Genomic DNA, 24,269 nt, shown 5'->3' with positions numbered 1-24,269 from the left:
TTGAGCCCAATCGACTGACCGATTCAAGTTGGGCCGGGAAGGCCCGCTTCAAGCCCTGAAGGAACGAAGGGCGTGCGCACTCGACTCATCTGGCCACTGGAATGTCCGAACAAGTACTGACCGACAGCTTTTTCGACAACTTCGACCTGCATCCGAGCCTCCTGGCCGGCCTGCACGAGTCGGGGTTCACGCGTTGCACGCCGATTCAGGCGCTGACCCTGCCGGTTGCGCTGGCCGGGCGCGACGTCGCCGGACAAGCCCAGACCGGTACCGGCAAGACCGGCGCGTTTCTGGTCGCGGCGATGCAGCGCCTCCTGACGCTGCCGGCGCTGCCCGAGCGCAAGGCGAACGATCCGCGCTGCCTGATCCTTGCGCCCACGCGCGAGCTGGCGATCCAGATCGACAAGGATTTCAGAAACCTCGGCCGCCACACCGGTCTGCGCTCGGCGCTGATCTACGGCGGCGTCGACTACGACAAGCAGCGTGAACAGCTGCGCGGCGGCGTCGACATCATCATCGCGACGCCGGGCCGCCTGATCGACTATTTCAAGCAGCACGTGTTCTCGCTGCGCGCGTGCGACGTCATGGTCATCGACGAAGCCGACCGCATGTTCGACCTCGGCTTCATCAAGGACGTGCGCTTCATCATGCGCCGCCTGCCGCCGCGCGAGCAGCGCCTGGGCCTGCTGTTCTCGGCGACGCTCAGCTATCGCGTGCTCGAGCTCGCCTACGAGCACATGAACAATCCGCAGAAGCTGTCGGCCGAGACCGAATCGGTGACGGCCGCGCGCGTGCGCCAGCAGGTGTACTTCCCGGCGACCGAAGAAAAAATGCCGCTGCTGCTCAACCTCATCATGCGGCCCGACGTGCAGCGCAGCATCGTGTTCGTCAATACGAAGGTGTGGGCCGAGCGCGTCACGACGCGCCTGGAGCGCCACGGCCTGCGCGTAGGCGCACTGTCGGGCGACGTGCCGCAGCGCAAGCGCCAGAAGCTGCTCGAGCGCTTCCAGCGCGGCGACGTCGAAGTGCTCGTGGCGACCGACGTCGCCGCGCGCGGCCTGCACATCCCGGCCGTCAGCCACGTGTTCAACTACGACCTGCCGAACGACGCCGAAGACTACGTGCACCGCATCGGCCGCACCGCGCGCCTCGGCGCCGAGGGCGACGCGATCAGCTTCGCCTGCGACATGTACGCCATGGGCCTGCCGGACATCGAGGCCTATATCGAACAGAAGATTCCGGTCGCGACGGTGACCGCGGAGCTGATCGTTCCGCCGCCCAAGCGCGACCGGCCGGCCGCGCTGCCCGACGACGATGACGACGAAGCCGACGACGCGCCGGCCGCGACGGGCTCGGCGCCCGCGAACGCGCCGGGCGCTGCGCCCAAGCGCCGTCGCCGCCGTTCGCGCAGCGGACCGCGCAAGAGCGGGGCGCCGGCGGCGAAGCCGCCCGAGGCGACCTGATCGAGGGACACGGCAACGGGAATGCGTTAAAGCGGTAGACGTGTAGTTCGGGGGAATGAACATGCGTGAGTTGACGACAGCCGAGATGGAACGGGCATCGCGCTACGGCGCGCTCGCCGCGTGCGCGCTCGCCGGTCTTCTCTGCGCCTGGCTCGCCGTACGCACCCTGTGGGTCGCGCTGCCGCGCGGCGACGATCTTGCCGCCGCGCCCCCGATGGCCGCCGCCGCCGAAACCGCGCTGCGCGCGACCGTTTCGGTCTCCAAATGGCATTTGTTCGGCAACGCGGGGCCGAGCGTGCACGATCTGGCGCGCGCCGCGCCCGCGACGCAGCTGCAGCTCATTCTGCGCGGCACGCTCGCCGAGGCCGAGCCGCGCGAAGGCATGGCCGTGATCGCCGATCCGACCGCCGGCGAGCGCGCCTATCGCGTCGGCGACGCGCTGCCCGGCGGCGCCACGCTCGATGCGGTGTATCCCGATCGCGTCGTGCTGCTGCACGAGGGCGTACAGGAAACGCTCGCGCTGCCGTTCGATCATCCGTCACCGGCGATCGGTTCGGCACCGCCGCAGCCGGGCGGCAACCCCGGCGCGCCGCGTCTGCCGGCCGGCGTCAATCCGGGCGCTCCCGCGCCGGCGACGCCGCCGGGTTCGGTCGGCCAGATCACGCCGATGTTCGTGCCGCCGCAGATGGCGCAGGGCGCGGTGGATTTTTCCAAGGTTCAACAACAGCTCGCGCTCGACCCGGCCGCGCTCGCGCGCCAGGTCAATGCGCAGCCCGTGCTCGAAAACGGCCGCATGGTCGGCGTGCGCCTGTCCGGCGGCCCCGGCGCGGCGATGGTCGCGTCGCTCGGCCTGCAGCCGAACGACGTCGTGACCGCGGTCAACAACGTGCCGATCGATTCGCCGGCGCGCGTCCAGCAAGTGATGTCCAGCGTACAGAGTGCCAGCCGCGTGACCGTGACGGTGCTGCGCGACGGCAAACCCGTGACCTTGAGCGTGAACGTCAAATGATGCGAATGATGCGATTGCTGCACAAATCCGCTCTGTCTCGCGCCGTCGTCATGGCCGTCGCGATCGCCTGCGCGAGCGCGCCGGCAGTCGCCCAGCCGCCGCCGTCGGCCGCGGGCAACCCGCCGGGCACGCACACCCTGAACCTCAAGGACGCCGACATCCAGGCGCTGATCGCGACCGTCTCGGAAATCACCGGCCGCAACTTCATCGTCGGGCCGAACGTGCAGGGCAAGGTCAGCGTGATCTCGGCGCGGCCGATGCAGCCCGACGAAATCTACGACGTGTTCCTGTCGGTGCTGCGCGTGCACGGTTACGCCGCGGTATCGGCCGGCAGCATGATCAAGATCGTGCCCGAGGCGATGGCGCAGGCCGAAGGCGGCAACAGCGTCGCGACGGCCGAGTCGGGCGACGCGATCGTCACGCAGATCGTCCCGCTGCGCCACGTCGCCGCGGCCGAGCTCGTGCCGATTCTGCGACCGCTGCTGCCGCAGGGCGCGCAGCTCATCGCGCACCAGACGTCGAACTCGCTCGTGATCTCCGACCGCGCGAGCAACATCCAGCGCGTCGCCGGCATCATCGCGCGCATCGACACGGTGTCGGACGCCGAAGTCGAAGTGATTCCGCTGCAGCACGCGAACGCCTCGGAAATGGCGCGCACCTTGTCCATTCTTTCCGAAGACAAGAGCGCGCAGGCGAACGGCGAGGCGCCGCGCGTGCTCGCCGACGAACGCACGAACTCGATCCTCATCGCGGGCGCCAAGAGCGGCCGTCTGCGCATGCGCACGCTGGTGACGCATCTGGACACGCCTCTGACGAAGGACGGCGGCACGAGCGTCGTCTATCTGCGCTACGCGAAGGCGAAAGATCTCGTACCGATTCTTTCCGGTGTCGCGGCGACGCTGAACAACGAATCGCCGCCGACGGCGCCGAAGGCCGGCGAAGCGGGCGGCGCGGCCGGCGGCAACGCGACGATCCAGGCGCACGAGGAAACCAATTCGCTGGTCATCAGCGCGTCGCCCGCGGTGTTCCGCGCGCTCGAAGGCGTGGTGCGCCAGCTCGACGTGCGCCGCGCGCAGGTGCTGATCGAGGCGATCATCGCCGAAGTGTCCGACGAATCCGCGCGCGAAATCGGCGTGCAGTGGTTCGGCGCGCCGAAGGACGGCAAGGGCGTGATCGGCGGCTCGCTGTTCAGCGGCGCGAACGGCGAACCGAACATGCTGAGCACCGTGACCAACGTCGGCCGCAACGGCTTCGCGCTCGGCAACGGCCTGTCGCTCGGCTATCTCGACGGCACCGTGAGCATCGGCGGCCAGGAAATTCTCAACCTCGGCGTGCTCGCGCGCGCACTGCAGGGCGACGGGCGTTCGAACGTGCTGTCGACGCCGTCGGTGCTCACGCTCGACAACCAGGAAGCGGTCATCAAGGTCGTGCAGGAAGTGCCGTTCAAGACCGGCCAGTACACGAACGCCTCCGGCACGACGGCCGGCAACAACCAGCTGAATCCGTTCCAGACGATCGAACGCAAGGACGTCGGCCTCACGCTGAAGGTGACGCCGCACGTCAACGAAGGCGATTCGGTGCGCCTGGACCTGCATCAAGAGGTGTCGTCGATCGCACCGAGCGTGGCCGGCGCGGTCGACCTCATCACGAAAAAGAGCGAGCTGTCGACGAGCGTGCTCGTCGCCGACGATTCGACGCTCGTGCTCGGCGGCCTGGTCGACCAGTCGGCCAAGGACAACAACCAGAAGGTGCCGGGGCTCGGCAGCATCCCGGTGCTCGGCAACCTGTTCCGCTACCGCAGCAACAACGTCACCAAGCGCGACCTGATGGTGTTTCTGCATCCGAAGATCCTGCGCGACGCGGCGAGCGAACGCGCGGTGTCGAGCGAAAAATACAATTACATTCGTACCGAACAGCTCCAGATGCAGCAGAACCGCGAGAACATGACGCCGGCGCTCAAGCAGCCGGCGGTGCCGGAGATGCACGACTTCCTCGCCAACCCGGTCTCGCAGGAGCCCGCGCAGGCGCCGAAGCCGGCCGCCAAGCCCGCCGCGACCAACAAGGCGGCGCGGAGCAAGAAGTGAGTGAAGCGCGTCCCGGGCGACCGAGTTTCGGTTTCGCCCGCCGCAACGGCGCGACGCTCGTCGCGTGGCACGACGACCACGCCGAGGTCGCGTGCCGCGAAGGGGTGAAGCCCGAGGCGCTGGCGGAACTGCGCCGCTACCTGCGCGCGCCGATGAAGCTCACGCGCCACAGCGCGGCCGAGTTCGAGCAGCTGCTGCGCCGCCTGTACGAGCAGGGCGACGACGCGCGCGGCGTCGTCTCCGACATGGACGAATCGCTCGATCTCAAATCGCTCGCCGACGATCTGCCCGAGCCGGAAGACCTGCTCGAAAGCGACGACGACGCGCCGATCATCCGCCTGATCAACGCGCTGCTGACCGAAGCGGTCAAGGAAGGCGCGTCCGACATCCACGTCGAACCGTACGAAAACCGTCTCGTCGTGCGCTTTCGCATCGACGGCGTGCTGCGCGAGATCCTGTCGCCGCAGAAAGCGGTCGCGAACGCGGTGGTCAGCCGCATCAAGGTGATGGCGAAGCTCGACATCGCCGAGAAGCGCCTGCCGCAGGACGGCCGCATCGGCCTGCGCATCGCCGGGCGGCCGGTCGACGTGCGCGTTTCGACGATTCCCGCCGGACACGGCGAACGCGTCGTGCTGCGTCTGCTCGACAAGCAGGCCGGGCGGCTCGATCTCGTGCAGCTCGGCATGGCGCCGGAAGACCGCACGCGCATCGAGAGCATCATCGAACGGCCGCACGGCATCTTTCTCGTGACCGGCCCGACCGGCTCGGGCAAGACGACGACGCTGTACGCCGCGCTGCTCAAGCTCAACGACGCCAGCCGCAACATCATGACCGTGGAAGACCCGATCGAGTACTACATCGACGGCGTCGGCCAGACCCAGGTCAACACGAAGGTGGAAATGACGTTCGCGCGCGGTCTGCGCGCGATCCTGCGCCAGGACCCCGATGTCGTCATGGTCGGAGAAATCCGCGACCTCGAAACCGCGCAGATCGCGGTGCAGGCGTCGCTGACGGGACATCTGGTCTTGTCCACCTTGCACACGAATTCCGCGGTCGGCGCGGTGACGCGACTGCGCGACATGGGCGTCGAACCGTTCCTGCTGTCGTCGTCGCTGGTCGGCGTGCTCGCGCAGCGCCTCGTGCGCGTGCTCGATCCCGCGACGCGCGAGGCGTACGCGGCGACCGCGCGCGAACTCTCGGCGTTCGGCCAGTCGCCCGACGCGCACGCGATCCTGCACCGGCCGGCCGAAGGGCTCGCGGGCCGCGCGTCGGGCTATCGCGGTCGCACCGGCATCTACGAACTGATCGGCGTCGACGAAACCTTGCGGCGCATGATTCACGAGGGCGCGTCGGAAGCCGAGATGGATCGGCACGCGCGCACGAAATTTCCGTCGATCGTCGACGACGGCTGGCGCAAGTGTCTTGCGGGCGCCACGTCGGTCGATGAAGTATTGCGGGTGACGCGGGAAGACTGACGCTACAACAACGACGCCGCCCCGGGCCTGCGACGTCACGATCCGAACGCCACGCGCCTGGCGGCGCGTGGCGTTTCCTTTGCCTGGGGAGGAAGCGCGTGACGCAGCGAGATCAAGAATTCCACCGTTCGCTCGGATTGCTCGACGGCACGATGCTCGTGGCCGGCTCGATGATCGGATCGGGCATCTTCATCGTCAGCGCCGACATCGCGCGCAACGTCGGTTCGGCCGGCTGGCTCGTCGTCGTCTGGCTGATTTCCGGCCTGATGACCGTGATCGGCGCGCTCTCGTACGGCGAGTTGTCGGCGATGTATCCGAAAGCCGGCGGGCAGTACGTGTACTTGCGGGAAGCGTGGGGCAGGCTGCCGGCGTTCCTCTACGGCTGGTCGTATTTCGCGGTGATCCAGACCGGCTCGATCGCCGCGGTCGGCGTCGCGTTCGCGAAGTTCGCGGCGTATCTGTTTCCCGCGCTCGGCGACCAGAACGTGGTCTTCTCCGCCGGTGGATTTTCCATCAGCGCCGCGCAGCTCGTGTCGATCGCGCTGATCGTGCTCCTGACCTACGTCAACGGCCGCGGCGTGAACTACGGCAAATGGATACAGACGAGTTTCACGCTCGCGAAGATCGCCTCGGTGCTCGCGCTGATCGCGTTCGGCGTGGCGCTCGGCGCGAACGCGCAGGTCTGGGACGCGAACTGGTCGAACGCGTTCGACCGCGCGCCGGCGACGCCCGACGCGCTGATGCTCGCGCTCGTGCCGGCGATCGCCGTGTCGATGGTCGGTGCGCTGTTCTCGTCCGATTCGTGGAACAGCGTGACGTTCATCGCCGGCGAGATCCGCGATCCGAAACGCAACGTCGGCCGCTCGCTCGCGCTCGGCACGATCATCGTCTGCACGCTGTATGTCGTGGCGAACCTGATGTACCTCGCGGTGCTGCCGCTCGCCGAGATCGCGCACGCGCCGGCCGACCGCGTCGGCGTCGCCGCGGCGCAGGCGGCGTTCGGACCGGTCGGCACGACGATCATCGCGGTGCTGATCATGGTGTCGACGTTCGGCTGCGTGAACGGGCTCGTGATGTCCGGCGCGCGCGCGTACTACTCGATGGCGCAGGACGGCCTGTTCTTCGCGCCCGCCGGGCGGCTCAACGCGCGCGCGGTGCCGGGCTGGAGCCTCGCGGTGCAGGCGGTGTGGGCGTCGGCGCTGTGCCTGACCGGCCGCTACGGCGATCTGCTCGACTACGTGATTTTCGCAACGCTGATCTTCTACGTGCTGACGATCGCGGGCCTGTTCCGTCTGCGCCGCATGCGGCCCGACGCCGAGCGCCCGTATCGCGCGTTCGGCTATCCGTGGCTGCCGGCGCTGTACATGCTGCTCGCGAGCGCGGTCGGCATCGGCCTTTTGATCTGGAAGCCGGCGTATACGTGGCCCGGCCTCGGCATCGTGCTGCTCGGCGTGCCGATCTTCTACGTGCTGCAGCGCCGCAAAGACACTGGAACGACATGACGTTTCGCCCGTATGGGCGAACTCGCCGCGTCCGCTATGATCCCGCGACTCCCCGGGAGGGAAATCATGAGCCTCATCCAACAGATCACCCGTCACAAGACGGTCGAACAACTGCAGGCCGAAGCCGGCACGCGCGGCGATTTCCGCCGCGTGCTAGGCCTGTGGCAGCTCACCGCGATCGGCCTCGGCGGCATCATCGGCGTCGGCGTGTTCGTACTGGCCGGGCAGCAGGCCGCGGTGAACGCGGGGCCGGCGGTCGCGCTCGCGTTCATCATCGCCGGCATCGCCAGCGCCGCCGCGGCACTGTGCTATGCCGAATTCGCCGGCATGATTCCGGTCACGGGCAGCGCGTACACGTACGGCTACGCGGTGCTCGGCGAAGGCGTCGCGTGGCTGATCGGCTGGGACCTCCTGCTCGAATACGCGCTGATCGTCGCGGCGGTCGCGAGCGGCTGGTCGGGGTATCTGGTGAACCTGCTCACGGCGGTCGGCATCCACCTGCCGGTGTGGGCGCAGGGCGCGATGGGCACCGGCGAAGGCCGCGTGTTCAACGTGATCGCCGCGGTCGTCGCGATGGCCGTCGCGGTGCTCCTGACCGTGCGCACCGAAGTCGGCGCGCGCCTCAACACGGTCGTCGTCGCGATCAAGGTGATCGGCGTCGTGCTGGTGATCGGCGTCGGCGTGTTCTACATCGATCCGAACAACTGGATTCCGTTCATTCCGGCCGAAACGGTCGACGCCAAGGGCGTGTCGCACTACGGCTTCAACGGCGTCGTCACGGCCGCGGCGGTCGTGTTCTTCGCGGTGTTCGGCTACGACACGCTGACGACGGCGGCCGAGGAAGCGAAGAATCCGCAGCGCGACCTGCCGCGCGCGGTGCTGCTCTCGCTCGGCATCTCGATGGCGCTGTACCTCACGATCTCGATGGTGCTCACGGGCGTCGCGAACTACACGACGCTCGGCAACGACGCGCCGGTCGCCAACGCGTTCGCCGCGCGCGGCCTCACCTGGGTGAGCCACGCGATCTCGGCCACGGCCGTCATGGGCATCATCAGCGTCGTGTTCGCGTTCATGCTCGCCGCGGCGCGCATCTGGTACTCGCTCGCGCGCGACGGCCTGTTGCCGCAGTGGTTCGCGAAGGTGCACCCGCGCTACGGCACGCCGTATCGTCCGACGCTGATCCTCGGCGTCGTCACGGGTCTCGCCGCCGGCGCGCTGCCGATCGGCGAACTCGCCGAACTCGTGAACATCGGCACGCTGTGCGCGTTCATCGTGATCTGCGCGTCGATCATCGTGCTGCGCCGCACGCGCCCTGACGTTCCGCGCGCGTTCCGCACGCCCTTCGTGCCGCTGATTCCGATCGTCGGCATTCTGTTTTCGGCGTGGCTCGTGTCGAAGCTGCCGTGGATCACCTGGGAACGCTTCGGCCTGTGGATGATCCTGGGCCTCGTCGTGTACTTCGGCTACGGCATGCGCCACAGCCTGCTCGCGAAGAAGAACTGAGCCTCACCGCACAGCGGGCTACGCGCCGTCCTTGTCGCGTAGCTCGCTGCGCAGCCAGCGGTCGATCAGCGCTTTTTCGTAGCGCAGCGGATCGGAATCGTTGAGCATGCGCGCGTCCATCATGAAGCTCAGGTTGCGCAGGCGCCGTTCGCCTTCGGCGATCACGCGGCCGTCGGCGCCGGTGCGCCTGATCGTCAGGTCGATGCGCGGCGGATACAGGTCGCGGATCACGCGCGTATCCTGCAGCTGCGGGCTGTGCCACGGCTCGTAGTCGCCGGCGCGCTTGATGTCGGTGATGTCCACGTCGAGCTTTTCGCCGGCCGGCAGCTGCGCCTGCGCGCGCGTGCGCAGGTACGTCGCGAGCTGGTTCACCCAGTCGCCCTGACGCGCCTCGAAGCGGTTGCGGCTGTAGCGGATTTCCGAGAACTGCGCGGGATCTTCCCAGCGCACGCTGACCGATCCCTCGGCCGGCAGGCTGCGCGGCGCGTCGGGATCGGTGACGCTGCGCGATTTGGCGTAGCCGACCGCCGGCGCGACGAGCGCGGCGGCGCACGCGGCGACGAATGCGAATGCGATGCGGCTTTTCATGACGAATCTCCTGACGGTTGCGACGACTATCTTCCGCCGCCTGCGGCGGACTGCAAGGGTACGGCGCGTTTTCGTACGCCTGCGTTCATCAGACGGACGAAGCGGGCTTCGCGTCGCGCGTCACGTCGCGGGCCGTTGCGGTCGCGGCCACGCCCGGATTTCGCGCAGATCCTTGAGCGCGCGCGTCCACAGCGCGTCGAAGCCTTCGATCAGCTGTCCCGCGAGCGCGCGGTCCTGCACGAGCAGCGAGGCGAAGCGTCCCTCGCCGACGAACGGATGATCGAGCGCGAGGATCACCGTGTCGTCGTCGACGACGTGGAACGGGTGGCCGATTTCGCCGGAATAGCGCACGCCGGAAAGCGTGCGCGTCGACGCCGCGAACTCGCGCAGGAATTCGAGCAGCCGCGGCGCGGTGCGGTCGCTGAAGCCGAAGATCGCGCGGTGTTCGACGCCGCTCTTCTCGCGCTGGCGCGCGATCGCCTTCATCGCGTCGAAGCCGCGGTCGCGCTGGCTGCGGATCGCGTCGATGTCGCCCGACTCCATGTACGAGCGCACGCATTGCCGCGCCGACGCGAGCCGGCTGACGTGCCGCTTGACGTGGCTTTCGGCGCCGAGCGCGAGGTCGACGCGCGCCTCGCTGCTTTTTAGCTTGTGCGGCAATTTCTCGAATGCGGCACGCAGGCCGGCGGAGGCGTCGGCGAACGCGTCGGCGCGCTCGCGGGCGATCGCGTTGAGGCGCTCGACCAGCGGTTCGGGCGGCAGCGCCGCGTACAGCTGCGGTCGCGAGCGGCGCACTTCCACGAGGCCGAGCCGCGAGAGTTTCTCCATCGCCGCGTATATCTTCGACGTCGGGATGTCGCCGTCGCGGCACAGGGTTGCCGCGTCGCTGACGCCGTGCACCGCCAGCGTTACCAGGGCGCGCTTCTCGTAGCTGCCGAAGCCGGCTTCGTCGAGCAGCGCGAACTCGGGCCAGGCGACGCGCATTTCTACTCCCGAAAGTAGATGAAACGCGCCAAGCGTGCCCGGATACTGATTTCGCGGCAACCACCCACCACGAGGAACGCCATGAACGCGAAATTCACCCCGGCCGTCATTCCCCTGCGCTACGTCCCGTCCGTCGACGCGGTGCGCCAGTACTACATCGACAGCCTCGGCTTCGAGCACATGATGGGCGTGGTCGGCAAGGACGGGCAGCTCGACTTCTCGATCGTCACGCGCACCGGCGCGATGCTGATGCTCGCGCGCCCCCAGACGCCCGACGGCGCGACGGCCGGCGCGCTCGAAATCTATGTCGAAGTGACCGACGTCGACGCCTATCACGCCGAACTCGCCGGTCGCGGCGTCGCGATCGCGAACGCGCCGGAAACGCAGTGGTGGGGCGACCGCAACTTCTCGGTGGTCGATCCCGCCGGCCACAAGATCTGGTTCTGGAAGACCGTCGCGGAAGTGCAGCCGCCGCCGGGCGTTACGCTGATCTGATTCGCCGATTCCGCAGCCTTGCCGTCGGGACGTTCGTTCCGGCGGCGCGGGGGCTCCACGCGCAGCGCGATTCCGTACACAATCGGCTACTGTTCCCGACGTACGGAATCCGCGTGCCGGCATTCGCCTATCAGGCTCTCGACGCCAGCGGCAAGACGCAGCGCGGCGTTTTGCAGGGCGACACCGCGCGCGCGGTGCGCCAGGCGTTGCGCGAGCGCGGCCTCTCCCCGATCGACGTCAAGCCGGTCGACGAGGCGCGCAGCCGTTCGCCGCTCGGCGTGCGCGGCCTGTCGGCATCGCAGCTCGCGCTGTTCACGCGCCAGCTCGCGACGCTCCTGCGCGCGGGCCTGCCGATCGACGAGGCGCTGGCCGCGCTGTCGGAGCAGGGCGAGGACGATCGCTCGCGCAGCCTCACCGCCGCGTTGCGCGCGCGCGTGCTCGAAGGCGCGGGCCTCGCCGCCGCGTTCGCCGAGTATCCGGAGAGCTTTCCCGAAATCTATCGCGCGTCGGTCGCGGCCGGCGAGCAGTCGGGCCGGCTCGACACGGTGCTCGAGCGCCTCGCCGACTACGCCGAGTCGCGCGACGCGCTGCGCCAGCAGGTGCTGACCGCGCTCGCGTATCCGGTACTGCTGGCGATCGTCGCGATCGCCGTCGTGACGGGCCTGCTCGTCTACGTCGTGCCGCAGATCACCGGCGTGTTCGCCAATCTCAAACAGGCGTTGCCGTGGCCGACGATGTTCCTGATCGCGCTGTCGGACGGCGTCAAGCATTACGGCTGGATCGTCGCGTTGGGCCTCATCGTCGCGATCGTCGGCGCGCGCCTCGCGCTGCGTCGCGACAGCGTGCGCGCGGCGTGGCATCGCGTGCTGCTGCGGCTGCCGCTCGTCGGCAAGCTCACGCGCGCGTCGAACACGGCGCGCGCGGCTCGCACGCTCGCGCTGCTGTCTGCCAGCGCGGTGCCGCTGCTCGACGCGCTCGGCATCGCCGCGCAAGTGGTGCCGAACCTGCCGATGCGCGAGGCGATGCGTCGCGCGGCCCATCGCGTGCGCGAAGGCGGCGCGTTCTCGCGCGCGCTCGGCGACAGCGGCTATTTTCCGCCGGTCGCGCTGCGCCTGATCGCCAGCGGCGAACGCTCGGGTCAGCTCGAACGCATGCTCGACGAGGCGGCGAACCACCAGGCGAAGGAGCTCGACCGCTGGCTCGCCGTGCTGACCGCGGTGCTCGGCCCGGCGGTGATCCTGCTGGTGGGCGCGATGGTGCTGTTCATCGTGCTGGCCATCCTGCTGCCCATTTTCAACCTCAACCAGATGGTGAAGTAGCGTGGCGTCATGATCCGCTTCGACCAGGTCACCAAACGCTACGCGTCGGGCCATGAAGCGCTGCACGAGCTCTCTCTCGAACTCGGGGCCGGCGAAATGGCGTTCATCACCGGTCACTCCGGCGCGGGCAAGAGCACGCTGCTCAAGCTCATCGCGCTGATCGAGCGGCCGACGCGCGGCCACGTCACGGTCAACGGCCAGAATATCGGCGCGATGCGTCAGCGCTCGGTGCCGCAGCATCGGCGCGGCATCGGCATGGTGTTTCAGGATCATCGCCTGCTGATGGACCGCAGCGTGTTCGACAACGTCGCGCTGCCGCTGGTCATCGCGGGCCTCGCGCGCGAGGAGATCGGCAAGCGCGTACGCGCCGCGCTCGACAAGGTGGGCCTGCTCGACCGCGACCGCGCCGCGCCGATCACGCTCTCGACCGGCGAGCAGCAGCGCGTCGGCATCGCGCGCGCGATCGTCGCCAAGCCCGCCGTGCTGATCGCCGACGAGCCGACCGGCAATCTCGATCCGCAGCTCTCCGCCGAAATCATGCAGCTGTTCGCCGAATTTCAGCAGGTCGGCACGACCGTCGTCGTCGCCAGCCACGACCTGCCGCTGGTCAAGCGCATGGGCAAGCGCGTGATCGTGCTCGACCACGGCCGGCTGCTCGACGACTTTCGTCCGGGAGCGCTGTGATGTTCGGACGCAAGCCGACCGGCAATCGCCTGAAGCCCACGACCGCGCCGCGTCCGGCCGAGCGCGCCGCGCCGCGCCAGCGGCTGGGCTTTTCCAGCTGGCGCGACCAGCACCTGTACAGCCTGTTCTCGAGTCTCGGCCGGCTCGTGGCGCGACCGTGGGCGACGGCGCTGACCGCGCTCGTGATGGGCCTCGCGCTCGCGCTGCCTTTGTTGTTTCTGGTACTTCTGAACAATGCGCGGTCTCTTTCGGGCGGTTGGCAGGACGCGCGCGAGATCACCGTGTTCATGCAGCCGGCTTCCGACGACGCGGCCGCCGCGGCGCTCGCGCAAAAGCTGTCGGCACGCGCCGACGTGGTCGCGGTCAAGCGCAAGACGCCGCAGGAAGGCCTCGACGAATTCCGCGCGATGTCGGGCTTCGCCGACGCGCTCGACGTGCTCAAGTACAACCCGCTGCCGAACGTACTGATCGTGACGCCGCGCGAGCCGGCGCGCGGCCAGGATCCGGCGGTGCTCGCCGCGCTCAAGGCCGAGTCCGGCGTCGACCTCGTGCAGTACGACGCGAGCTGGCGCCGGCGACTCGGCGCGATCCTCGAACTCGCGCAGCGCGGCGTGTTCGTGCTCGCGGGGCTGCTGGGGCTCGCGACGCTGCTCGTCGTCGGCAACACGGTGCGCATGGACATCCAGGCGCGCGCCGAGGAAATCGCCGTCATGCAGCTGATCGGCGCGAGCCCGGGCTTCGTGCGGCGGCCGTTTCTGTACACCGGCATCTGGTACGGCCTGTTCGCCGGCGCGTTCGCGCTGATCGCCGTGTTCGCGGTGCAGTTCGCGCTGTCGGGGCCGGTCGGGCAGCTGCTCGACAGCTACGACCACCGCTTCGTGCTGCAGGGCCTGAATCCGCTGGCCGCCGCGTCAGTGCCGTTCGTCAGTGCCGCACTCGGGTGGCTTGGCGCTATGCTAGCGACCGCCCGGCATCTCGCCGAAGGCCATCCGGAATGAGCGACGAGGGCCGATGCCGAGCGTTGACATGAACGAGTTTCCACAGGGGGACTGATGGAAACGCATCTGACCAGACATATCGCCAGCGACGAACCGCGCGTGATGGTCGTCGACGGTTCGAAGGTCGTGCGCAAGCTGATCGAACAGGTGCTCAAGGCCGACCTGCCGGGCGTCACCGTGCTGCCGTGCGAAACCGGCGCCGAAGCCAAGCAGCAGCTCGAAGCCGGCGTCGTCGATTTCGTCACGACCGCGCTGCGCCTGCCCGACATGGACGGCCTCGAACTCGCCAGCCACATCCGCGAGCACGCGCCGCAGGCCTACATCCCGATCGTCGTCGTCTCGGGCGACGTGCAGGAGCGCCTCGCCGCGCGCACGCTGACAGACGCGGTGACCGATTATTTCGACAAGTCGCTCGGCTTCCACGCGCTGGCGTCGTTCATTCGCGGCTACGTGCGGCCCGAATCGAACACGACCGGCGACGTGCTGTATGTCGAGGACAGCCGCGTCGTGGCGCTCGCCACGCGTCGCATGATGGAAAAGCACGGACTGACCGTATTGCACGTCGTGAGCGTCGAGGACGCGCTGGCGCTGCTCGAAACGGCGAAGGCGCAAGGCCGCGGCGCCGGCGCCGACATCGTGCTGACCGACGTGAACCTCAAAGGCGAACTGACCGGCGGCGACCTGCTCGACCGCATCCGCAACGAATTCGCCTACGGCAAGGCCGAGCTGCCCGTGCTCGTGATGACCGGCGACGACAATCCGAAGAACCAGGCCGCGCTGATCCGCGCCGGCGCCAACGATCTCGTCGAAAAGCCGATCGAGGAACGCCTGCTGATCACCAAGCTCTTGTTCCAGCTGCGCGTCGGCCAGCACGCCCGCTCGCGCGCCGCGGGCGAAGCGGCGTGAGCGACGCGCGGTTGAAACTCGAAGAATCGTGGAAGCGGCGCGTCGGCGACTATTTCGACCGGCCCGACATGCAGGCGCTGTCGGAATTCCTGCGCACCGAACTGCGCGCCGGCAAGACGATCTACCCGCCGCCGAAGCAGATTTTCTCGGCGCTCGACGCCACGCCGTTCGAGAACGTGAAGGTCGTGATTCTCGGCCAGGATCCGTACCACGGTCCCGGCCAGGCGCACGGCCTGTGCTTCTCGGTGCAGCCGGGCGTGCCGATTCCGCCGTCGCTGCGCAACATGTACCTCGAGATCCAGAACGACCTCGGCATTCCGATGCCGCGGCACGGCCATCTCACGCGCTGGGCGGAACAGGGCGTGCTGCTGCTCAACGCGGTGCTGACGGTCGAACAGGGTCTCGCCGGTTCGCACCAGGGCAAGGGTTGGGAAGGTTTCACCGACGCCGTGATCGATCACCTCAACCGCGAGCGCGAAGGCCTCGTGTTCATGCTGTGGGGGTCGTACGCGCAGGCGAAGGGCCGCCTGATCGACCCGCGCCGCCATCTCGTGCTCAAGGCGCCGCATCCGTCGCCGCTGTCGGCGCATCGCGGCTTTCTCGGCTGCCGGCATTTTTCGATCGCCAACGCGTATCTCGAAGAACGCGGCCAGACGCCGATCGACTGGACGCCGTAGCCTCGACCGATATAGCCATTGGTCGAAGACATTGAATGTCTCAATCGCGCTGCGAGGACAATGGCGCTGTCGCTGTTGCGATTTCTTGCCGTTCGGCAGTGCCGATCGACCCCGAAAAACAGGCCGAAAGTCATGCCACATCTGCGACCTTCGCAGGGAGCGAAGATGTGTCCGTCCCGTTAAATATCGAAAAAACAGTGGCTTGCGTATCGATAGGCGCGCTCAATGAACGCGATAGAAATTATGTTACCGATCGTCACGCTTTTTTGATGTTTTTCCTGAACTCTCTGGTACACTAACCCCCGTTCGCCGCACTCCTGAAGGGAACTACCGGCGTTCTTAGCACTCCCAGATCGCGAGTGCTAATCTGTGCACCAGTACCGGAGGTTTCAAGCAATGACCGAAGCTCTTGCCCTCGTCAGCAACAACCTGCCGATTCCGAGCGCCTTGGGCAGTCTGGATGCGTACATCAGCGCCGTCCATCGCGTGCCGATGCTCACCCAGGAAGAGGAGCAGGGTCTGGCCGAGCGCCTGCGTCGCGATACCGATCTCGATGCGGCGAAGCGTCTCGTCCTTTCCCACCTCCGCTTCGTCGTGCACGTCGCGCGCGGCTACCAGGGCTACGGCCTGCCGCTCGGCGATCTCGTGCAGGAAGGCAACATCGGCCTCATGAAGGCCGTCAAGCGCTTCGACCCGACGCTCGGCGTACGTCTCGTTTCGTTCGCCGTGCACTGGATTCGCGCCGAAATGCACGAGTTCATCCTGCGCAACTGGCGCATCGTCAAGGTCGCCACGACCAAGGCGCAGCGCAAGCTGTTCTTCAACCTGCGCAAGTCGAAGAAGCGCCTGGGCTGGATGAGCCACGACGAAGCGCAGACCGTGGCGAAGGAACTCGGCGTGCCGCTCGCGACCGTTCTCGAGATGGAATCGCGCCTGTCCGGCCGCGACGTCGGTTTCGACGCGCCGAGCGACAGCGACGACGACGCCCCGCCGGCGCCGGTCGCCTACCTCGTCGACCATCGCGCCGACCCGTACGACGCGATCGCGAACGAAGACCAGGAAGAAAACCAGCTCGAATCGCTGCGTGAAGGCCTCGCCCGGCTCGACGCGCGTTCGCGCGACATCATCTCGCGCCGCTGGCTCAAGGACGGCGAGAAGGCGACGCTGCAGGAACTGGCCGACGAATACGGCGTGTCGGCCGAACGCATCCGCCAGATCGAAGCGAATGCGATGAAGAAGATGCGCGCGCTGTTCGTCGCGTAATCCGCAAGACGCTCCACCGAACCACAGGCAGCAAGACGACGACGGCCCCGCGAGGGGCCGTTGTCTTTTGCGCGCGTCAGCTCGGCGATTTCGGCGTGCCGACGATGATTCGCGCGTGCCGCTGGTACGTCCAGTACGACCACGCCCAATTGATCAAGACGATCAGGCGGCTGCGGAATCCGATCAGAAAGAAGATGTGGATGAAGAGCCAGAACCACCACGCGGCGAGCCCCGACAGCTTGATCCGGCCGAGATCGGCCACCGCGGCCATGCGTCCGATCGTCGCGAGCGAACCCGCGTCGGCATAGCGGAACGCCGTGGTGTCGCGACCGGCGAGGCGCGCGCGGATCGCCCGCGCCGCGTGCGCGCCCATCTGCTTGGCGGCCGGCGCGACGCCCGGCACCGGCTTGCCGTCGCTCGCGACGCTCGCCAGATCGCCGACGACGAAGATCTCGCCATGCCCCGGCACCGACAGGTCCGGTGCGACCGCGACGCGCCCGGCGCGGTCGACCGCGACGCCGAGTTCGCGCCCGAGCGGCGACGCCGCGACGCCGGCCGCCCACAGCGCCGTGCGCGTCGCGATGCGTTCGCCGCCGAGTTCGACGCCGGTCGCATCGATCGCCGTGACCGCGCGGCCGGTCTGCACTTCCACGCCGAGCTTTTCGAGCTGCCGCTGCGCCTTGGCCGACAGCGATTCGGGCAGCGCCGACAGGATGCGCGGCCCGGCCTCGACGAGCATCACGCGCGCGTGGCTCGGATCGGCGTTGCGAAACTCGCGCCGCAGCGTGTGGCGCGCGATCTCGGCGAGCGTGCCGGCGAGTTCCACGCCGGTCGGGCCGCCGCCGATCACGACGAACGTCAGCCAGGCGCGGCGCGCGGCGGCGTCGTTTTCGGCTTCGGCGCGTTCGAACGCGGCGAGAATGCGACGCCGGATCGCGAGCGCGTCGTCGAGCGTCTTCAGGCCCGGCGCGTGTTCGGCCCATTCGTCGCGGCCGAAGTAGGCGTGGCGCGCGCCGGTCGCGAGCACGAGCCAGTCGTAGTCGAGCCGTCCGCCGTGCGCGAGTGCGACGGCCTTGCCGTCGGCGTCGACGTGTTCGACCTCGTCCATCAGCACGGTGACGTTCGCCTGCCGCCGCAGGATGTGGCGCAACGGCGCCGCGATATCCGGCGACGACAGGCCGGCGGTGGCGACCTGGTACAACAGCGGCTGGAACAGATGGTGATTGCAGCGATCGATCAGCGTGACCCGCACCGGCGCGCCGGCCAGGCCGCGCGCCGCCCACAGTCCGCCGAATCCGCCGCCGACGATGACGACGTGAGGAACCTTGCGTTCGCTCATGGCGCTTTCCCTTTCTTGAAAGAAATCCTTCGCGGCGTGGCCGCATGAGAGCAATCTAGCGCCGGAACCGCGCCGATCAAGACGTGGATCGTGCGCGCTGCGCTACGATGCTTCGAGCCCGCTCGCGTGGAACGCCGATGGCCTTGCGCAACGCCCTGGAGCTTCTCGAAGCGTCGCTCGCGCTGCCGGCCGGCGAGCGCGAACGCTACGTGCGCGAGCGGGCCGGCACGGATACCGCGTTGTGCGAGTCGGTGCTGCGCCTCCTCGCCGCGCACGCGGCCAGCGACGGCTTTCTGGAACCGGCGCCGCCGGCCGACACGCCGCTCGATCTCGGCGCGTACCGGCTGATCGAACGCATCGGCGCGGGCGGCATGGGGCAGGTGTGGCTGGCGCGGCGCCGCGACGGCGCGTTCGAGCAGCAGGTCGCGATCAAGGTGCTGGCCGGCACGCTTGGCGATCCCGAATCGATCCGCCGCGCCGAACGCGAGCGGCAGTTTCTCGCGTGGCTGGAGCATCCGCACATCGCGCGCGTGCTCGACGGCGGCACGACGCCGGCCGGCCAGCCGTACGTCGTCATGGAATACGTCGACGGCCGGCGCATCGACGCGTGGTGCCGCGAACGCGCGCTCGGCATCGAAGCACGCGTCGCGCTGTTTCTCGACGTGCTGTCGGCCGTCGACGCGGCGCATCGCGCGCTGATCATTCACCGCGACATCAAGCCCGGCAACATCCTCGTCGACGCGAACGGCCGCGCGAAACTGCTCGACTTCGGCATCGCCAAATCGCTCGACGAACGCATGCCCGGTTCGACGCGCACCGGTCTTGTGCCGCTGACGCCGGAATACGCGAGTCCCGAGCAACTGCTTGACTGGCCGCTGACGACCGGGTGCGACGTCTACGCGCTAGGCCTGCTGCTCGACGAACTGCTGACCGGACGCGTGCTGCGCGCCGGCATCGCAATCACGGAACTTGCGCGCCGCGTCGCCGACGAGACGATCGCGCCGACGAGCGCGCGCGTCGATGCCGCGGCGCTGGGCCTGTCCGAACGCGCCGCGCGCGACTGGCGCCATCGTGTCGCGGGCGATCTCGATCGCGTCGTGCGCAAGGCGCTCGCCGTCGAACCCGAACGGCGCTACGGTTCGGCGCGCGCGTTCGCCGACGATCTCGAACGCTGGCTCGCGCACCGGCCTGTGCTCGCGCGCGGCGGCGGCGCCGGCTATCGCCTCGCGAAGTTTCTGCGGCGCCATCGCTGGCCGGTCGCGGCATCCGCCGCGGCCGCGCTCGCGCTCGCGGCCGGCCTCGGCGTCGCCGCACTGCAGGCGCGCCGCGCCGCGCAGGAAGGCGACCGCGCGCAGCGCGCGAACCGCTTTCTCGTCGACATGATCGGCCGCGCGAACCCGTTCTACGGCGGCAAGCCGCCGCTGCTCGTCGACGCGCTCGACCGCGCGGTATCCGGCATCGATCAGCAGCTCGGCGGCCAGCCGCTGCTCGAAGCCGACGTGCGCCGCGCGATCGGCGACGCGTATCTTTCGCTCGAGCGCAACGACGCAGCGAAGGAACAGCTCGATCGCGCGGCGCGACTGCGCGCGACCGACGGCGGCCCCGGGTATTCGAAGGTACTCGGCTCGCAGGCGCAGCTCGAATGGCGGCTCGGACGCTACGCCGACGCCGAGCGGCTGTACCGTCTCGCGCTGACGCACAGCGGCGGCGATGCGGCGCAGCGCTCGGAGGTGCTCAACGACCTGTCGGCGCTGCTCGGCGATGTCGGCCGCTACGCCGAAGCGCTGCCGCTCGCGCAGGAAGCGCTGCGCATCAAGGACGCGCTGCCCGACGTCGCGCCGCGCGAGCGCATGGTGAACCTCTCGAACGTCGCCAACGCGCTCGACGGCCTGCAGCGTTTCGACGAATCGTACGCGGCGTACCGGCAGGCGATCGCGATCGGCGAGGCGATGCGACCGCAACCCGAGCTCGATCTCGGCATCACGTTGAACAATCTGGCGTATCTGCAAGACGAGATGGGGCGTCTGGAGGAGTCCGCCGCGACCCAGGAGCGCGCGGTCGCGCTGTACCGCAAGATCATGGGACCGGATTACCCGCGTCTGGCGGTGCAGCTGTCGAACCTCGCGCTGCGCTACTCGAAACTCGGCCGGCACGATGAGGCGATGGCCGCGACCGCCGACGCGCTGCGCCTGGCGCCGGGCGCCTATGACACGAACGACCAGAAATACGCCAACCTGCTCGTCGCCGCCGCGCGCGTGGCACTCGCGCGCGGCGACGCGGCCGAGGCGGCATCGCGCGCGCAAGCGGCAATCGCGATCTACGACGGCGCCGACATGGTCGAGGCCGGGCGCCGCGACAAGGCGCAGGCCTTGCTCGACGACGCCCGCGCGAAGCTCGGCGCGCCGGCGAGATAAAAATCCTCAAAAAAATTCAACGCGACGGCGTCATCGGATACCACTGCCCGTCGGGGCCTTGCGCGTAGTACTGGCCGTTGCCGTCGCGCACGAACGCCTGACCGGTGTTCGGGTCGACGTAAGCGTTGCCGCCGACGTACGACAGCGAGCGCGCCTGTCCGTCGTTCGGATCGACCCACGTGCTCTGGCCTTGCATCACGCGGCCTTGCTCGGCTTGGCCGGCGAAGTAGCTTTCCGAGTACGCGGCCTGTGCGGCGGCGCGCTGGTCCTGCGCGCCGCGGTAGCCGTTCCAGGTGGCTTGTTCGGCCGCCTGGTTCGCCTGCTCGCCGCGGCGGAAGTTGGCGATGCCGCCCGGCGTGAAGCCGCCGGTCGCGGCGTACTGGTAGGCGAACTGCGGATACGACAGCTTTCCGCCGGACGCGATGTGCTGCCGGTATTTCGCCTGGCAGTCGGGGTTCTGCATCGTCTGCTGCACGATCTGCTGTTCCGCCTGCTGCATCTGCATCGACAGCGCCTGGCCGGCCTGCAGCTGCTGGCGGATCATCGCGTCGAAATCCTGCGCGGCGGCCGTGCCGGTGCCGATGAGCGACAGCAGGGCGAACGGCAGCACGGAATATCGGGTGTTCATCGCATCGTCTCCTGTCCCGCGTCGATTCGCGGTCGATCGGAAGGGCGACGAGCGGCGTCCGGATGTCTCACACGCTCGGGACTTTCGTGCGAATCTGCGGAACGGTTCACCGTCGCGGCCGTGCGGCCGTCTCGAAGCGGTGCCGATCGTTCAGCCGTTGAGCGCCTCGAACAGAAACGCGCGCGCCACTTCCCAGTCGCGCTGCGCGGTCGCGCGCGAGATCTCGAGCAGCTCGGCGATGTCGGTCATTTCCAGGCCCGCGAAATACCGCAGTTCGACGACGCGGGCCTTGCGCGCGTCGGTCGCTTCGAGCTGTGCGAGCGCCTGGTCGAGCGCGAGGAAGTCGACGTCGCGCGCGCCGTCGTCGCCGACGAGCGACGACAGCGTGACCGCTTCTTTGCCCGCGCCGCCGCGCTTGGCCGCGTCGCGCGCGCGCGCGTGGTCGATCAGCACCTGTCGCATGCGCTTGGCCGCGACCGCGAAAAACTGGCGCCGGTCGGCGGGCGAGAGCGACGCGTCCCCGGACAGGCGCAGGTAGGCCTCGTGCACGAGCGCCGTCGGCGACAGCGTGTGGCCGGCGCGTTCGCCGGCGAGCTGACGCGCGGCCAGCCGGCGCAGTTCGTCGTAGACGAGCGCGAGCAGCTCGTGCTCGGCGCGTGCCTCGCCGTTCGACAATCGCCTGAGCCACTGCGTGATCGCGCCTTCCGTGCTCACTTTCGCCTCCTCACGGTCGGACGGCAGTCTACGTCAATACAAATCGATCGGATCGACGTCGACCGACCAGCGCACGTGCCGCGCCGACGCGAGCGCGCGCAGCGCGTCGATCCACGCCGGCAGGAAATGCTGCAGCCGCGCGCGCTCGGCGCTCGACAGCAGGATCTGCGCGCGATGCATGCCCGCGCGCAGCGGCATCGGCGCGGGTATCGGCCCGGCGAGGTCGATGCCGTCGGGCATGCCCGCCGCCTCGGCGGCGTCGCGTAGAAATTTCTCCGTCTGCTGCAACTGCTTCGCTTCGGCGCGCAGCAGCGCCAGATGCGCGTAAGGCGGCCACTGCGCGTCGCGGCGTTCGGCCAGGAGGCTCGCGGCCAGCCCGCGATAGCCGCCGCGCAGCAGCGTGCCGAGCAGCGCGTGGTCGGGATGATGCGTCTGCAGCAGCACCGAGCCGGGCTTGCTCGCCCGGCCGGCGCGGCCCGACACCTGCACCACCAGTTGTCCGAGCCGTTCGGACGCGCGGAAGTCGGCGCTGTACAGGCCGTCGTCGACGCCGAGGATCGCCACGAGCGTGAGATTCGGCAGGTCGTGGCCCTTGGCGAGCATCTGCGTGCCGACGTAGATGCCGGGCTTGTCGGGGCCGAGGCTGTCGAACAGCGCTTCGAGCGCGCCGCGGCGTCGCGTCGTTTCGCGGTCGATGCGCACGACGGGTGCCTGCGGAAACAGGTCGACGAGCGCTTCTTCGAGCCGCTCGGTGCCGTGGCCTTGCGGCGCGAGCGTCTGCGCCGCGCATTCGGGGCACTGCGCCGGCACGTTGCGCTCGGCGCCGCAGTGATGGCACACGAGCCGCGCGCGCGCGCGGTGCAGCGTCATCGGCTTGGCGCAGCGTTCGCAGTCGGCGTGCCAGCCGCAGTCGTGGCACGTGAGCACCGGCGCGTAGCCGCGGCGGTTGCGAAAGATCAGCGCCTGTTCGCCGCGCGCGAGGCAGTCGCGCACCGCGGTGACGAGTTCGGGACTCATGCCGTGCACGAGCCGCGAGCGGCGCATGTCGACGACGCGCAGCGTCGGCGCGCGCGCGCTGCCGGGCCGCGCCGACAGGCGCACGCGCGTGTAGCGCTCGGCCTCGACGTTGGCGAGCGTCTCGAGCGACGGCGTCGCCGAGCCGAGCACCACCGGCACGCCGAGCGCGCGGGCGCGCACGATCGCGAGGTCGCGCGCGCTGTAGCGAAAGCCGTCCTGCTGCTTGTACGACGCGTCGTGTTCCTCGTCGACCGCGATGATGGCCAGGCGCGGCAGCGGCGCGAAGATCGCCGAGCGCGTGCCGAGGATCACGCCGGCGTCGCCGCGCGCCGCGGCGAGCCACGCGCGCGAACGTTCGCCCTCGGCGAGACCCGAATGCAGCGCGAACACCGACGCGCCGAAGCGTTCGCGGAAGCGCCGCAGCGTCTGCGGCGTCAGGCCGATTTCAGGCACGAGCATCAGCGCCTGACCGCCGGCCGCGAGCACGCGTTCGATCAGCTGCAGATACACCTCGGTCTTGCCGCTGCCGGTGACGCCTTCGAGCAGGAACGCGCGGAAGCGGCCGTGTTCGGCCGCGACGGCGTCGATCGCGGCCCGCTGCTCGTCGGTCAGCGTCGGGCCCGTCACGCGCGCCGTCGGCAGCGTCGCCGTGGACAACGCGATAGTTTCCACAAAGTTACGCTGCCGCAGCGCGCTCGCGCTGTCGCGCCAGCCGGGCAGGGTTTCGTCGAGGGTCGCGTAGGCGAGCGGGCCGTCGACGAGCCGTTCGAACAGCGTGCGTACGCGCGTGCCGCGGCGCAGCGGCGGATCGGCCGCGACGGCGCGGCCGGCGGCGGCGAGCGTCAGCGCGCGCTCGCCTTCGAACGGCAGCGGTTTGGCCTGGCGCATGCCGACCGGCAGCGCCGTTTCGAGCACGGCGCCGAGCGGATGCTGGTAGTAGCGCGACGCCCATTGCAGCGTCGCGAGCAGTTCGGCGCCGATGAGCGGCGCGTCGTCGAGCACCGCGTCGATCGTTTTGAGCCGCCCCGCCGGCACCTCGCTCGTCGCGGCATGGCCGACGACGATGCCGACGCGCTTGTTGCGTCCGAACGGGACGACCACGCGGCAGCCGGCCGCCACGGTTTCACCGGGCGGCGCGCGATAGTCGAACAGCTGCGGTAGCGGCACCGGCACGGCGACGCGCAAAACATCGGGCATGCGCCGATTT

General features: G+C 69.0%; 20 protein-coding genes and 1 pseudogene. 15 read left to right on the top strand and 6 right to left on the bottom strand.

What is annotated here, in order from left to right; translation table 11 throughout:
• Positions 1-101: 101 nt before the first annotated feature.
• The 6 genes and pseudogenes from OD750_RS14265 to OD750_RS14240 all read left to right on the top strand — a co-directional run.
• A pseudogene (locus OD750_RS14265) lies at positions 102-1,418 on the top strand (DEAD/DEAH box helicase); the annotation flags it as partial.
• A gap of 106 nt (positions 1,419-1,524) precedes the next feature.
• Positions 1,525-2,472, top strand: a complete 948-nt coding sequence (gene gspC / locus OD750_RS14260; protein WP_272841979.1) for a type II secretion system protein GspC — start codon at positions 1,525-1,527, stop codon at positions 2,470-2,472.
• 50 nt (positions 2,473-2,522) lie between these two features.
• Complete coding sequence (gspD, locus tag OD750_RS14255; RefSeq protein ID WP_263542394.1) at positions 2,523-4,556, top strand: type II secretion system secretin GspD; 2,034 nt, start codon at positions 2,523-2,525, stop codon at positions 4,554-4,556.
• Complete coding sequence (gspE, locus tag OD750_RS14250; protein ID WP_263542393.1) at positions 4,553-6,031, top strand: type II secretion system ATPase GspE; 1,479 nt, start codon at positions 4,553-4,555, stop codon at positions 6,029-6,031. The genes gspD and gspE overlap by 4 nt, the downstream gene beginning before the upstream one ends.
• A 98-nt stretch (positions 6,032-6,129) precedes the next feature.
• Positions 6,130-7,533 (top strand): APC family permease, encoded by a 1,404-nt coding sequence (locus tag OD750_RS14245; RefSeq protein WP_263542392.1) that lies wholly within the window; start codon positions 6,130-6,132, stop codon positions 7,531-7,533.
• Between the two features lie 66 nt (positions 7,534-7,599).
• On the top strand, positions 7,600-9,036 hold the full coding sequence (locus OD750_RS14240; protein WP_263542391.1) for an amino acid permease: 1,437 nt from the start codon (positions 7,600-7,602) through the stop codon (positions 9,034-9,036).
• A gap of 18 nt (positions 9,037-9,054) precedes the next feature.
• On the opposite strand, the gene OD750_RS14235 is transcribed toward OD750_RS14240, so the two are convergent.
• The gene (locus OD750_RS14235) at positions 9,055-9,624 is read right to left on the bottom strand and encodes a DUF3016 domain-containing protein (RefSeq protein WP_263542390.1); all 570 of its coding nucleotides are present in this window, start codon (positions 9,622-9,624) and stop codon (positions 9,055-9,057) included.
• Positions 9,625-9,744: 120 nt separating this feature from the next.
• Positions 9,745-10,608 (bottom strand): TrmB family transcriptional regulator, encoded by an 864-nt coding sequence (locus OD750_RS14230; RefSeq protein WP_263542389.1) that lies wholly within the window; start codon positions 10,606-10,608, stop codon positions 9,745-9,747.
• An 81-nt stretch (positions 10,609-10,689) separates the two neighbouring features.
• Here OD750_RS14230 and OD750_RS14225 point away from each other — a divergent pair, with 81 nt between their 5' ends.
• The 8 genes from OD750_RS14225 (at position 10,690) to rpoH (ending at position 16,950) form a co-directional block, all read left to right on the top strand.
• The gene (locus OD750_RS14225) at positions 10,690-11,103 is read left to right on the top strand and encodes a VOC family protein (protein ID WP_263542388.1); all 414 of its coding nucleotides are present in this window, start codon (positions 10,690-10,692) and stop codon (positions 11,101-11,103) included.
• A gap of 113 nt (positions 11,104-11,216) precedes the next feature.
• A complete protein-coding gene (gspF, locus tag OD750_RS14220; protein ID WP_263542387.1) occupies positions 11,217-12,422 on the top strand; it encodes a type II secretion system inner membrane protein GspF in 1,206 nt (401 codons plus the stop codon).
• A 9-nt stretch (positions 12,423-12,431) separates the two neighbouring features.
• On the top strand, positions 12,432-13,106 hold the full coding sequence (gene ftsE / locus OD750_RS14215) for a cell division ATP-binding protein FtsE (RefSeq protein WP_263542386.1): 675 nt from the start codon (positions 12,432-12,434) through the stop codon (positions 13,104-13,106).
• Positions 13,106-14,104 (top strand): permease-like cell division protein FtsX, encoded by a 999-nt coding sequence (gene ftsX / locus OD750_RS14210; RefSeq protein ID WP_263542385.1) that lies wholly within the window; start codon positions 13,106-13,108, stop codon positions 14,102-14,104. The genes ftsE and ftsX overlap by 1 nt, the downstream gene beginning before the upstream one ends.
• Positions 14,105-14,158: 54 nt before the next feature.
• Positions 14,159-15,010: a response regulator gene (locus OD750_RS14205; protein ID WP_263542384.1), complete on the top strand. Its 852-nt coding sequence runs from the start codon at positions 14,159-14,161 to the stop codon at positions 15,008-15,010.
• The gene (gene ung / locus OD750_RS14200; protein WP_263542383.1) at positions 15,007-15,687 is read left to right on the top strand and encodes a uracil-DNA glycosylase; all 681 of its coding nucleotides are present in this window, start codon (positions 15,007-15,009) and stop codon (positions 15,685-15,687) included. Before OD750_RS14205 ends, ung begins: the two co-directional genes overlap by 4 nt.
• Positions 15,688-15,722: 35 nt before the next feature.
• Entirely contained in the window at positions 15,723-15,986 is a 264-nt protein-coding gene (locus OD750_RS14195) for a hypothetical protein (RefSeq protein WP_263542382.1), read from the top strand.
• A 97-nt stretch (positions 15,987-16,083) separates the two neighbouring features.
• Positions 16,084-16,950 carry an RNA polymerase sigma factor RpoH gene (gene rpoH / locus OD750_RS14190; protein WP_263542381.1) on the top strand — a complete coding sequence of 289 codons (867 nt, stop codon included), beginning with the start codon at positions 16,084-16,086 and terminating at the stop codon, positions 16,948-16,950.
• Positions 16,951-17,026: 76 nt separating this feature from the next.
• Here the strand turns inward: rpoH and OD750_RS14185 are convergent, their stop codons facing one another.
• Positions 17,027-18,289 (bottom strand): NAD(P)/FAD-dependent oxidoreductase, encoded by a 1,263-nt coding sequence (locus OD750_RS14185; RefSeq protein WP_263542380.1) that lies wholly within the window; start codon positions 18,287-18,289, stop codon positions 17,027-17,029.
• 137 nt (positions 18,290-18,426) lie between these two features.
• On the opposite strand from OD750_RS14185, the gene OD750_RS14180 reads away from it, so the two are divergent.
• The gene (locus OD750_RS14180; RefSeq protein ID WP_263542379.1) at positions 18,427-20,703 is read left to right on the top strand and encodes a serine/threonine-protein kinase; all 2,277 of its coding nucleotides are present in this window, start codon (positions 18,427-18,429) and stop codon (positions 20,701-20,703) included.
• 16 nt (positions 20,704-20,719) lie between these two features.
• On the opposite strand, the gene OD750_RS14175 is transcribed toward OD750_RS14180, so the two are convergent.
• From OD750_RS14175 to OD750_RS14165, 3 genes are all read right to left on the bottom strand, one after another.
• On the bottom strand, positions 20,720-21,331 hold the full coding sequence (locus tag OD750_RS14175; protein WP_263542378.1) for a hypothetical protein: 612 nt from the start codon (positions 21,329-21,331) through the stop codon (positions 20,720-20,722).
• A gap of 150 nt (positions 21,332-21,481) precedes the next feature.
• The gene (locus tag OD750_RS14170; protein ID WP_263542377.1) at positions 21,482-22,045 is read right to left on the bottom strand and encodes an ECF-type sigma factor; all 564 of its coding nucleotides are present in this window, start codon (positions 22,043-22,045) and stop codon (positions 21,482-21,484) included.
• A 33-nt stretch (positions 22,046-22,078) separates the two neighbouring features.
• Positions 22,079-24,259 carry a primosomal protein N' gene (locus OD750_RS14165; RefSeq protein WP_263542376.1) on the bottom strand — a complete coding sequence of 727 codons (2,181 nt, stop codon included), beginning with the start codon at positions 24,257-24,259 and terminating at the stop codon, positions 22,079-22,081.
• Positions 24,260-24,269: the final 10 nt, after the last annotated feature.

The sequence above is a fragment of the Tahibacter soli genome (assembly GCF_025717065.2).
Classification (GTDB): domain Bacteria; phylum Pseudomonadota; class Gammaproteobacteria; order Xanthomonadales; family Rhodanobacteraceae; genus Tahibacter; species Tahibacter soli.
Note: the sequence above shows the minus strand (reverse complement) of the source record. Positions and strands in the feature narration are given on the sequence as shown.

Excerpts from the sequence above, each read along its gene's own strand:
- OD750_RS14175 (WP_263542378.1), bottom strand. The coding sequence starts at position 21,331 with ATGAACACCCGATATTCCGTGCTGCCGTTCGCCCTGCTGTCGCTCATC.
- rpoH (WP_263542381.1), top strand. The coding sequence starts at position 16,084 with ATGACCGAAGCTCTTGCCCTCGTCAGCAACAACCTGCCGATTCCGAGC.
- OD750_RS14205 (WP_263542384.1), top strand. The coding sequence starts at position 14,159 with ATGGAAACGCATCTGACCAGACATATCGCCAGCGACGAACCGCGCGTG.
- ftsE (WP_263542386.1), top strand. The coding sequence starts at position 12,432 with ATGATCCGCTTCGACCAGGTCACCAAACGCTACGCGTCGGGCCATGAA.
- OD750_RS14225 (WP_263542388.1), top strand. The coding sequence starts at position 10,690 with ATGAACGCGAAATTCACCCCGGCCGTCATTCCCCTGCGCTACGTCCCG.
- OD750_RS14195 (WP_263542382.1), top strand. The coding sequence starts at position 15,723 with ATGTCTCAATCGCGCTGCGAGGACAATGGCGCTGTCGCTGTTGCGATT.
- OD750_RS14235 (WP_263542390.1), bottom strand. The coding sequence starts at position 9,624 with ATGAAAAGCCGCATCGCATTCGCATTCGTCGCCGCGTGCGCCGCCGCG.
- gspD (WP_263542394.1), top strand. The coding sequence starts at position 2,523 with ATGGCCGTCGCGATCGCCTGCGCGAGCGCGCCGGCAGTCGCCCAGCCG.
- OD750_RS14180 (WP_263542379.1), top strand. The coding sequence starts at position 18,427 with ATGGCCTTGCGCAACGCCCTGGAGCTTCTCGAAGCGTCGCTCGCGCTG.
- OD750_RS14240 (WP_263542391.1), top strand. The coding sequence starts at position 7,600 with ATGAGCCTCATCCAACAGATCACCCGTCACAAGACGGTCGAACAACTG.
- OD750_RS14165 (WP_263542376.1), bottom strand. The coding sequence starts at position 24,259 with ATGCCCGATGTTTTGCGCGTCGCCGTGCCGGTGCCGCTACCGCAGCTG.
- gspC (WP_272841979.1), top strand. The coding sequence starts at position 1,525 with ATGCGTGAGTTGACGACAGCCGAGATGGAACGGGCATCGCGCTACGGC.
- ftsX (WP_263542385.1), top strand. The coding sequence starts at position 13,106 with ATGTTCGGACGCAAGCCGACCGGCAATCGCCTGAAGCCCACGACCGCG.
- OD750_RS14185 (WP_263542380.1), bottom strand. The coding sequence starts at position 18,289 with ATGAGCGAACGCAAGGTTCCTCACGTCGTCATCGTCGGCGGCGGATTC.
- OD750_RS14230 (WP_263542389.1), bottom strand. The coding sequence starts at position 10,608 with ATGCGCGTCGCCTGGCCCGAGTTCGCGCTGCTCGACGAAGCCGGCTTC.